At 59.4% G+C, this 9,047-nt stretch carries 8 protein-coding genes; all 8 read right to left on the bottom strand.

The window, feature by feature from the left end:
* Positions 1 to 52: 52 nt before the first annotated feature.
* The 8 genes from ACNKID_RS08315 to ACNKID_RS08280 all read right to left on the bottom strand — a co-directional run bounded on the left by ACNKID_RS08315 (position 53) and on the right by ACNKID_RS08280 (position 8,628).
* Entirely contained in the window at positions 53 to 385 is a 333-nt protein-coding gene (locus ACNKID_RS08315; RefSeq protein WP_417912973.1) for a hypothetical protein, read from the bottom strand.
* A 200-nt stretch (positions 386 to 585) separates the two neighbouring features.
* Complete coding sequence (gene murJ, locus ACNKID_RS08310; protein WP_417912972.1) at positions 586 to 2,121, bottom strand: murein biosynthesis integral membrane protein MurJ; 1,536 nt, start codon at positions 2,119 to 2,121, stop codon at positions 586 to 588.
* Positions 2,122 to 2,286: 165 nt separating this feature from the next.
* Entirely contained in the window at positions 2,287 to 4,029 is a 1,743-nt protein-coding gene (recJ, locus tag ACNKID_RS08305) for a single-stranded-DNA-specific exonuclease RecJ (protein ID WP_417912971.1), read from the bottom strand.
* Between the two features lie 151 nt (positions 4,030 to 4,180).
* Positions 4,181 to 5,185, bottom strand: coding sequence for a tRNA (adenosine(37)-N6)-dimethylallyltransferase MiaA (miaA, locus tag ACNKID_RS08300; RefSeq protein ID WP_417912970.1), 1,005 nt, complete (start codon positions 5,183 to 5,185; stop codon positions 4,181 to 4,183).
* Positions 5,185 to 5,592 carry a ComEA family DNA-binding protein gene (locus ACNKID_RS08295; protein ID WP_417912969.1) on the bottom strand — a complete coding sequence of 136 codons (408 nt, stop codon included), beginning with the start codon at positions 5,590 to 5,592 and terminating at the stop codon, positions 5,185 to 5,187. Before ACNKID_RS08295 ends, miaA begins: the two co-directional genes overlap by 1 nt.
* Positions 5,589 to 6,653 carry a deoxyguanosinetriphosphate triphosphohydrolase gene (locus tag ACNKID_RS08290; protein ID WP_417912968.1) on the bottom strand — a complete coding sequence of 355 codons (1,065 nt, stop codon included), beginning with the start codon at positions 6,651 to 6,653 and terminating at the stop codon, positions 5,589 to 5,591. Before ACNKID_RS08290 ends, ACNKID_RS08295 begins: the two co-directional genes overlap by 4 nt.
* A 91-nt stretch (positions 6,654 to 6,744) precedes the next feature.
* Positions 6,745 to 7,824, bottom strand: a complete 1,080-nt coding sequence (arsB, locus tag ACNKID_RS08285; protein WP_417912967.1) for an ACR3 family arsenite efflux transporter — start codon at positions 7,822 to 7,824, stop codon at positions 6,745 to 6,747.
* A gap of 18 nt (positions 7,825 to 7,842) precedes the next feature.
* Positions 7,843 to 8,628 carry an arsenite methyltransferase gene (locus tag ACNKID_RS08280; RefSeq protein ID WP_417912966.1) on the bottom strand — a complete coding sequence of 262 codons (786 nt, stop codon included), beginning with the start codon at positions 8,626 to 8,628 and terminating at the stop codon, positions 7,843 to 7,845.
* Positions 8,629 to 9,047: the final 419 nt, after the last annotated feature.

Below are 9,047 nucleotides of genomic sequence, written 5' to 3'. Positions count from 1 at the left end.
GCAGAGGTCACAACTTGGGTTGTGTTATGTCCGCGCATAGCATAAGCGGCGGCTATGGCTGCTGTTGCGCTCTCTCCACTGTGACGACGCTGCCGCAGTCTCTCACGGTGCCTTCAGCCGCGCAGTTTCCTGAGCTGACAATGGTCACCGTCGACTTTGTCTCCATCGCCTGCATCAGCATTTCGCCAATCTCTTGGAATGTAGTGGAAACTGCATAACGATGGCCCAGCTGTCCGCCAGGGGCATCAGGAATGATTTCCGCTGTTGCGGATTTGCTGTTTTTCGTCACAGCCGCAATTTTTCCAGAGATTGTCTCAGCGGCGGCTGAACTGGCTCCTGACAGGGTTGTCGCTGCTGCGGTCAAAGCGAGAAGAGAAACGAGCATTCTGATCTTCATAATGAACTTTTTCTGAAGAAAGGGTTAATGAGTCAACGATCGGCAACGCCTCATTTTCCTTCAACAACCAAGCGGATGTCAAGGATAAAAAGCAGCGCGGCAGCAGGCATCCGGCTTCTTGCCAAACTGACCGCCTCTCCTCGCAGGCAAGATGCAGCTCTTGATTTGTTTCGCCTTGACAGGCTTTCTTAAGGCTGTGTTGCGCCGATTGCTCGCCGCCTCCCCAGCCTTTGTTTGATTTTATGAGTGATCTCATCAAACTCCGGCAGTTTGAAAAAGTGCAGGGCAGCGGCGTAGAGCAGGCCTGCGCCGCCGATCAGCAGAGCGACTCCAGCGAGCTGGAGCGGAATTGCCCCGGCCAAGAGCGGCTGGACCAGCATGTTCATGCCGAAGATGCCGAATGCCATCACCGCGCTGGCGGCGATGATTTTTGTCGTGCCCAAAGCAAGATTGCGCAGCGAGAAACCAGCCAGCTTGCGGTGCAGCACTGTGCCGAGAAAGAGGAAATTGAGCACCATTGAGCAGGAGGTGGACAAAGCGATGGCCCGGAAGGAGAGAAGGTCTATGGTCAGCAGAATGAACACGATGTTCATCGTCACAGCCATGAACGAACTGATCACCGGGTATTTGGTGTCGTTGAGGGCGTAGAAGACTGGCACCATGATTTTCACCGCTGAATAAGCGAAGAGGCCGCAGGAGTAGCAGATCAGAGCTTCGGCGGTGCGGGCGGTGTCCTCGGCGGTGAAGGCCCCGTGCTCAAAAATCAGACGGATGATCGGCCCAGCAAGAAGCGTCAAACCGACCGCCGCCGGGATGGTCAGACTGAAAACCATGACCAGCGAGGAGGAAAAAGTCTGGCGCAGTCCAGCCAAATCCTTCTGCGCGGCATGACGGGCCAGCACCGGCATGGCAGCGATGGAGAAGGCCACGCCGAACACGCCGATGGGCAATTGCACCAGACGGAAGGCGTAGTTCAGCCAAGACACCGAGCCTTCCATGCAGGAGGCGGCGAAGTTGGTGTTGACAAAGACATTGATCTGCGTGGCGGAAAGGCCGACAGTGGCGGGCAGCATCAGCCAGAGGATGCGGCGCAGGCCGGGATCGCGCAGGTCAAGAAGCGGGCGGAAGCGAAAGCCGGTTTTGCGCAGCGCAGGCAGCTGGACGAGCAGCTGAAGCAGGCCGCCGAGCAGCGTCCCCCAAGCCATGCCGACTATCGCGGGATGACCGAAGCGCGGCAGCAGCCAAGCCAAGGACACGCCGCCGATGATCGAGCCGAGATTGAAGAAAGACGAGGACATGGCCGGGATGAAAAACTTGCCCTTGGTGTTGAGCATTCCCATCACCACTGCGGCCAAGGCCACCAGAATCAGGAAGGGAAACATGATCCGGGTCATCAGGGCAGTCAGCTCAGTCTTGCCGGGCACGGCGGCGAAGTCCGGGGCGAGCAGGCGGGCGACAGGCTCAGCCAGCAGGATGCCGGTCAAGGTGATCAGACTGAGCAGCACGGTGATGAAGGACAGCACGTTCGAGGCCAGCCGCCACGTCGCATCTTCACCTTTGTTGGTGTCATGGTCGGAAAAAACGGTGACAAAGGCGGCGGAAAGTGCGCCTTCTCCAAATAAATCCCGCAGCAGGTTGGGGATACGGAAAGCGACGACAAAGGCATCGCAGGCAAAGCCCGCACCGAACATTCCGGCAAAAACCTGCTCGCGGATTAAACCCAAGATCCTGCTGCACATCACCGCGCCGCTTACCGCGCCGGCGGACTTGGCGATTCTCCCTGTTGAACTGCTTGCTTTTTCTGACATAAAACGCATATAGTTATTGCTTGACGTGCGCCAGACCATGGCACCGAATGTTGTTTATTATCTTATGTCGTATAATATGTATTATGATAATTTTTCGCGCCGCTCAAAAATTTCTACAGCTTGAACTTCTGCCCGTCTCACGCCCCGGAAGCTGCTCTCCTTCAGCCTGAAGGCCAAATCCACCACCCCTGCTGCCGCTGCCTCAAACTGAGCGGCCATAAAGAAACCAATACCCTTGACCAATCCGCCGTTAAGCGGCATGGCAAAGCGCAGATGCTCGCGCAGCGTGTTGACCTCGCGCAGGCGGATATTTCGCAGCAGAAAAACCGGCTCCGGGTTGCCTTGGCCGAACGGCTCCAGCAGCCGCAGGCTGCTGGCCAGCTCGCGGAAATCCGTGCGCTCGTTCAGCACTGCGTCAATGGCTGTGCCTGCCTTGGGCAGGCCGCCGCCCAAGACGCAGACGCTCTCGGCAAAGGCGGTGCTGAACTGGCCGAAGTCCTCACTCCGCACGGTCAGACCCGCTGCCATCGCGTGGCCGCCGAAATGGACAATCCATTCTTTGCACCGCTCCAATGCCTGATGCAGATGCAGGCCCGGAACCGATCTGCCTGATCCTTTAAGCATTCCTTCTTGGCCGCTGTCGCCGGTGAAAACCAAGGCAGGCAGATGAAAGCGGTCTATCATCCTTGCGGCAATGATACCTATCACACCAGGATGCCAGTCCGCGCCTTGCAGGACAAGATTCTCATTCCCAGCAGCAATCTGCTGTTCTGCCTGAAGAACTGCCGCTTCAAGCACCTCGGCTTCCAGATCGCGGCGGAGCATGTTGGCCGCCTCCAGCTCATCGGCCAGCACTGCCGCCACACCTTCGTCCTGCGCCAGCAGCAGGTCAGCGGCAAGTTGCGGCCTGCCCAAGCGTCCAGCAGCATTGATGCGCGGCCCAAGATGATAGGCCACATTCTCCGCAGAAACAATGTCTTCCCTCAGCCCGGCCCGTGCGCAAAGCGCGGCAATGCCCAGTCTTCTGCGCAGGCTGATGACCTCCAGCCCGGCGCGGACCAGTATCCGGTTTACCCCAGTCAGCGGCATCACGTCGGCAATGGTGCCCAAAGCAACAAGGTCAAGCGAGTCACGCAGATTCGGCATCTTATCCTGTGTCCAATACCCTCTGCTGACGAGGTTTCTCCGCAGGGCCACAAGAAGAAAGAAGGCCACCCCAACACCGGCCAGCTCACCGCCTGCGAAAGCGCAGCCTGCCTGCCGAGGATTTACCACTGCATCAGCCAAGGGGAAATCCGCCGCGTCAGCAGGCGGCTCGTGGTGGTCGGTGATGATGACCGTAAAACCTAAGTCCTTGGCGCGACGAACTTCCTCTGGCGTGGAGATGCCGCAGTCCACCGTGATCAGCAGCGCGGGCATGACCACCTGCGCCGCCAAAGCTTCCACAGACCGCATGGTCAGGCCGTAATCGTCGGTCAGGCGGTTGGGAAGATGGCAGAGCGGCTCAAGGCCAGTTTTCCGCAGGAAATCGGCCAGCAGCACGGTGGCGGTGATGCCGTCCACATCGTAATCGCCATGAATGACAATCTGCCGTTGCTGGACAACTGCCTCGGCCAGCAGGTCAGCCGCCTTGTCCAAGCCTTTCATCGCACTGGGCGCAGGCAGATGAGCAAGCTGTGGATTAAGGAAACGGCGGGCGGCCTCAGCCGAGGTGAAACCGCGCTGGAAGAGGATTTGCGTAATGACGGGCGGCAGTTGCAAGTCAACGGCCAGTTGTTGGCAGCAGTCAGCTTCGGCCTTTTCTACGTCAGGGGGCAGAATCACGTTGGGTGTCCTCTTCAAGAATATTAGACCTCGTGCGCAAACAAAGCGTCCCAGCATGCTGATGCCCAGTGCCAGAGGAGGCTGATGCACTCCGCATCAGCATGCTGACCCATACTGCATGAGCCTGCTCATGCGCAGTGCATCAGCGTGCTCATGCGCGGCGCATCAGCCTGCTGATACCGAGCGCATCAGTAGGCTGGGACATGCCGCCCTGCTCTTGCAGAGCAAGTTTCTGGGTTATCTCGCCTGCCAGCACCTCGTACTCCTCCCGCTCAAACCAGCGCAGTGCCTTGCTGGCCGAAAACCACGTCATCTGCCGTTTGGCATAGCGGCGGGTGTCGAGAATGAGCTGCTCCAACATCTCTGCCTGCGTCCATTCGCCAGCAAGCAGCCGGTTGGCGTGACGGTAGCCGATGGCCTGCATGGACGGCAGCTCCGGCCCATGCCCGTCCTGCTGCAGCCGCTCTGTCTCCTCCACCAGCCCCTGCTCAATCATTGTCCTGCTTCGCCGGGCGATCCGCTCATGCAGCTCCTCTTTGGGGCAGCGCAGGCCAATTTGACAGACCCGGCTGAACACCGCTCCCCTCGGTGCTGCCTGCTGCTGTTCTGCGATCAGCTCTGTCCACGTTCTGCCTGAACTGTGAAATATCTCCAATCCACGCAGAAGCCGCTGTGTGTCATTGGCATGAATCCTTGCCCCGGCTGCTGGATCGATCCGGCATAATTCCGCATGAAGAGCCGCCCTGCCCTCCTCGGCCAACCGCGTTTGCAGCCGCCTGCGGACCGACTTGTCCGCAGGAAGGGCATCAAAGAGTCCCTCCAGCAGTGCCTTCAAATACAATCCAGTGCCGCCAGTCAGCAGCACAGCTTTGCCGCAGGCAGCAATCTCCCTGATTGCGGCAAGGGCATCATGGAAAAAGCGGGCTGCGTCATATTGTTCATCCGGCTCGGCGATGTCAATAAGATGATGGGGAATCTGCGCCCGCTCCTCAAGGCTGGGCTTGGCTGTGCCAATGTTCATGCCGCGATACACCTGCATGGAATCCATGCTGATGATCTCGCAGTTGAACCTCTCGGCCAGCCGGAAAGACAGCTCGGTTTTTCCCACAGCAGTGGGGCCAACCAAGACAATGACGGGGCAATCAACGCGTTGCATCAGTCAAAGCAGAGCAATGGCAACAGACGGGCAGAGCGTTTTGGGCCAATACCTTTAACTTTGATGAAGTCGTCCGGCCCGGCCATGCTGCCCTGCCCTTCTCGATAGAGGATGATGCTTTCCGACAGCTTAGGGCCGATGCCTGGCAAGCGCATCAAGGCTGCTTGATCAGCACGGTTGACCGGTAGCGGCAGATTGAAGAAGGCGGCCAGCTCAGGCGGCGTGTCAATGCAGGGCATCCCGGCAGCAAGCCGGATGCCCTCCCCTGCCCTGCTGCCCTTGCTGCGGATGAGCTTGCCCTTCACCCAAAAATAAGAGCTGACTTGCGCCTCCAGCGCAGGAGCATGCCAACCTGCGGCGAAAATCATGACGGCAAGGAGAAGAAGGATGAGGACGCGGCTGCTCACAGCACGGACCAAGGCTTGGGCATGAATATCTGGCTGTAGACATCCAGGGCGTAGCGGTCGGTCATCCCGGCGATGAAGTCGCAGACCAGACGGTGCAGCTGTTTCTCCTCTCCGGCATCGGCGGGCGGCCTGCGCTTGGGGCAGGACGGGGCCGGCCCGACAGGGAATTCATGTTCAAGAAAATAAAGATACAGCTCGCTGATCACCCGCTGGGCCTTCTCGAACTCGCTGTGCACGAGCTGGTTGCGGTACACGTTGTCATAAAGGAAGGCGCGCATCCCGCAGATCACTTCCTGCATCATGGAGCTGAGGCGGAGACGGCCTTCGTCCGTCCGCAGGGTTTCGGCGATCAGATCACGCATCATCGCGGCGATGCGGCGGTCAGGCCGGTCTCCCACGACACGCCGCAGATGAGCGGGCAGATCATTCTCCTTGATCATCCCGGCCCGCAGAGCATCGTCCATGTCATGGTTGAGGTAGGCGATGATATCCGCGACCCGCACCGCCTGCCCTTCCAGCGTGGCGGGCAGTTCCCGCGAGTCATCGGGCAGAATGTCCCTGTAGCCTTTGGAATGCTTGACAATGCCGTTGCGCACCTCCCAAGTCAGGTTCAGCCCTTGGCCGTTGTTTTCCAAGAAGTCCACCACTCTCAGGCTCTGGATGTAATGCCTGAATCCGCTTGGGTGCAGGCGGTTCAGGCTGTATTCTCCGGCATGGCCGAACGGCGTGTGGCCAAGATCGTGGCCAAGGGCGATGGCCTCGGTCAAGTACTCGTTCAGGCGCAGGCAGACCGCGACAGTCCGAGCGATCTGTGAAACCTCCAACACATGGGTGAGGCGGGTGCGGTAGTGGTCGCCAGCCGGAGCAAGGAAAACCTGGGTCTTGTGCTTCAGACGGCGAAAAGTCTTGCAGTGAATAATCCGGTCGCGGTCACGCTGAAAAGCGGTGCGCAGCTCGCAGGGCGGCTCGTCATGCAAGCGGCCCCGCGAGCTGCTGCTGAAGCAGGCGCAGGGCGAAAGGACAAGCTGTTCGCGCTGTTCAAGCTGGCTGCGGATGTTCATGGCAAGCTCAGAAGATGACTAAAAACAAATCGGAACAATACCTATTGAAGCATGAAACTTGCAGATACGCAATGGGCAAGGCTTGAGCCGGTCATTGCGCCGTCGAGGTGCTGGGAAGATTCCCGTGCCCAAACATCCGCTTCCGCAGCCAGAAGGCCGCATTGACCAGCGCGATCATCACCGGCACTTCAATCAGTGGCCCAATGACTGCGGCAAAGGCTGCGCCGGAGCCGATGCCGAACACAGCCACTGCCACCGCAATCGCCAGCTCAAAGTTGTTGCTGGCGGCAGTGAAGGCCAGCGTGACGGTCTTGCCGTAGTCTGCTCCAGCCATGCGCCCCATGAAAAAGGAAACAAAGAACATGATCAGGAAGTAGATCAGCAGCGGCACAGCGATGCGCAGCACATCCAGCGGCAGCGAGACTATCACCTCGCCCTTGAGCGAGAACATGACCACAATGGTGAAGAGCAGGGCGATGAGAGTCAGCGGGCTGATGCGCGGCACAAAGACGCTGTGATACCAGTCCTTGCCTTTGGCCTTGACCAAGAAGAAGCGGGTGAAGAAGCCTGCCAGAAAGGGTATGCCCAAGTAGATGAAGACGCTCTTGGCGATTTCGCCGATGGTGATGGCGACAACTACGCCGGTCATCCCGAACCAGGCGGGTAGGACGGTGATGAAGACGTAGGCGTAGAGGCTGTAGAACAGGACTTGGAAGATGCTGTTGAAGGCGACCAGTCCGGCGGCGTATTCGGCATCGCCTTTGGCCAGGTCATTCCAGACGATGACCATCGCAATGCAGCGGGCCAGGCCGATCAGAATCAGGCCGGTCATGTAGTCAGGGTAGCCGCGCAGGAAGATGACAGCGAGGACGAACATCAGCACCGGGCCGATCAGCCAGTTCTGAATGAGCGACAGGCCGAGCACCTTCCAATTGCGGAACACGTCACCCAATTCCTCATAACGCACCTTGGCCAAGGGCGGGTACATCATCAGGATCAGGCCAATCGCAATCGGGATGTTGGTGGTGCCGACCGAGACCGCCTGGTTCAGGGAGGCCACCGCCTTGGGGAAGAGAAAGCCGAGGCCGACTCCAAAGCCCATTGCGGTGAATATCCACAGGGTCAGATAGCGGTCGAGGAAGGAAAGCTCCTTTTGTGCTGGTTGGTTCATCGCAGTGCTCCTTGCTTACTATTTCACCGCCCGAATCTGGGCGGAGCGCACGTAGTTCTCTATGCCGCTGCCAGCCATCCAGTCTTTGATGAAGGCCCGGCTGTCCTCCTTGATCTCTATAGAAACTGCGCTGAAGCCTGCCTGCTTGAGCATGGCCTCGATCTCGGCGACTGGCGCGGCCCCGGCGGCGCAGCAGGTGTAGGCTTCAGTGACCGCCCGCAGCTCCGGCGGCAGCGTGGCAACAGCCACCACATCGGCAATCGCCAGCCTGCCGCCTGGACGCAGCACGCGGCAGGCCTCGGCAAAGACCTGCGCCTTGTCTGGCGAGAGGTTGATGACGCAGTTGGAGATGATTACGTCCACGCTGCTGTCAGCCACCGGCAGATGCTCGATCTCGCCCAGCCTGAACTCAACATTGGCATAGCCGCCTTTCCGCGCGTTGTCACGGGCCTTGGCCAGCATCTCCGGGGTCATGTCCACGCCGATGACCCGGCCTGCCGCGCCCACCTGCCGGGCCGCAAGGAAGCAGTCAAAGCCGCCGCCGCTGCCCAAGTCAAGCACGGTCTCGCCGGGCTGCAATTCGGCGATGGCCTGCGGATTGCCGCAGCCCAGGCCCATGTTGGCCCCGTCCGGCACAGCGGCCATTTCCTCCGCCGCATAGCCGACGCTGGCCGAGGCCAAGGGATTGCCCAGCGGCGGCGGTGAGCATTTGGAAGCACCGCAGCACGATCCACCCTGCGCCGCGATGTTGCCGTACCTGGCCCGCACGTCAGCGCGGAGGGCATCCTTCATTTGATCAGACATAGTGGTTCACTCCATAGAAGAAAAGAAAGCCGCGCTGCCGGTCAGGGCGGCGATGATGCTCTGCGCCAATGCCCTGCTCTCCGCTTCGCAGGCGGAAAAACGTGCCAAGACTGCCTCTTGCGCGGCTGCCTTGCGCCTAGCTGCGGCTGGGAACGCCTCATTCTACGCTGGGAATGCCTCATTGCCAACAAGGAATGTCACGTTTCACTCTGGCAATGGCTCATTGCCAAGAGGAAATGCCTCATTGCCAGAGGGGAATGCCTCATTCCTTGCTGGGAACGCCGTATTGCCAGCTGGCAATGCCACGTTTCCAGCTGGCAATGAGCCATTGCCAGAGGGGAATGACCCGTTGCCAACAGGGAATGCCTCATTGCCAGCGAGGAATGAGGCATTCCTTGCGGCCTCTGTTGCGCTTTCGG

Origin of the sequence: Candidatus Electronema sp. TJ (genome assembly GCF_048287355.1) — a bacterium.
Taxonomy (GTDB): Bacteria; Desulfobacterota; Desulfobulbia; order Desulfobulbales; family Desulfobulbaceae; genus Electronema.
Note: the sequence above shows the minus strand (reverse complement) of the source record. Positions and strands in the feature narration are given on the sequence as shown.

Coding starts and splice junctions, on each gene's coding strand:
- ACNKID_RS08280 (WP_417912966.1), bottom strand. CDS start 8,628: ATGTCTGATCAAATGAAGGATGCCCTCCGCGCTGACGTGCGGGCCAGG.
- arsB (WP_417912967.1), bottom strand. CDS start 7,824: ATGAACCAACCAGCACAAAAGGAGCTTTCCTTCCTCGACCGCTATCTG.
- ACNKID_RS08290 (WP_417912968.1), bottom strand. CDS start 6,653: ATGAACATCCGCAGCCAGCTTGAACAGCGCGAACAGCTTGTCCTTTCG.
- ACNKID_RS08315 (WP_417912973.1), bottom strand. CDS start 385: ATGCTCGTTTCTCTTCTCGCTTTGACCGCAGCAGCGACAACCCTGTCA.
- miaA (WP_417912970.1), bottom strand. CDS start 5,185: ATGCAACGCGTTGATTGCCCCGTCATTGTCTTGGTTGGCCCCACTGCT.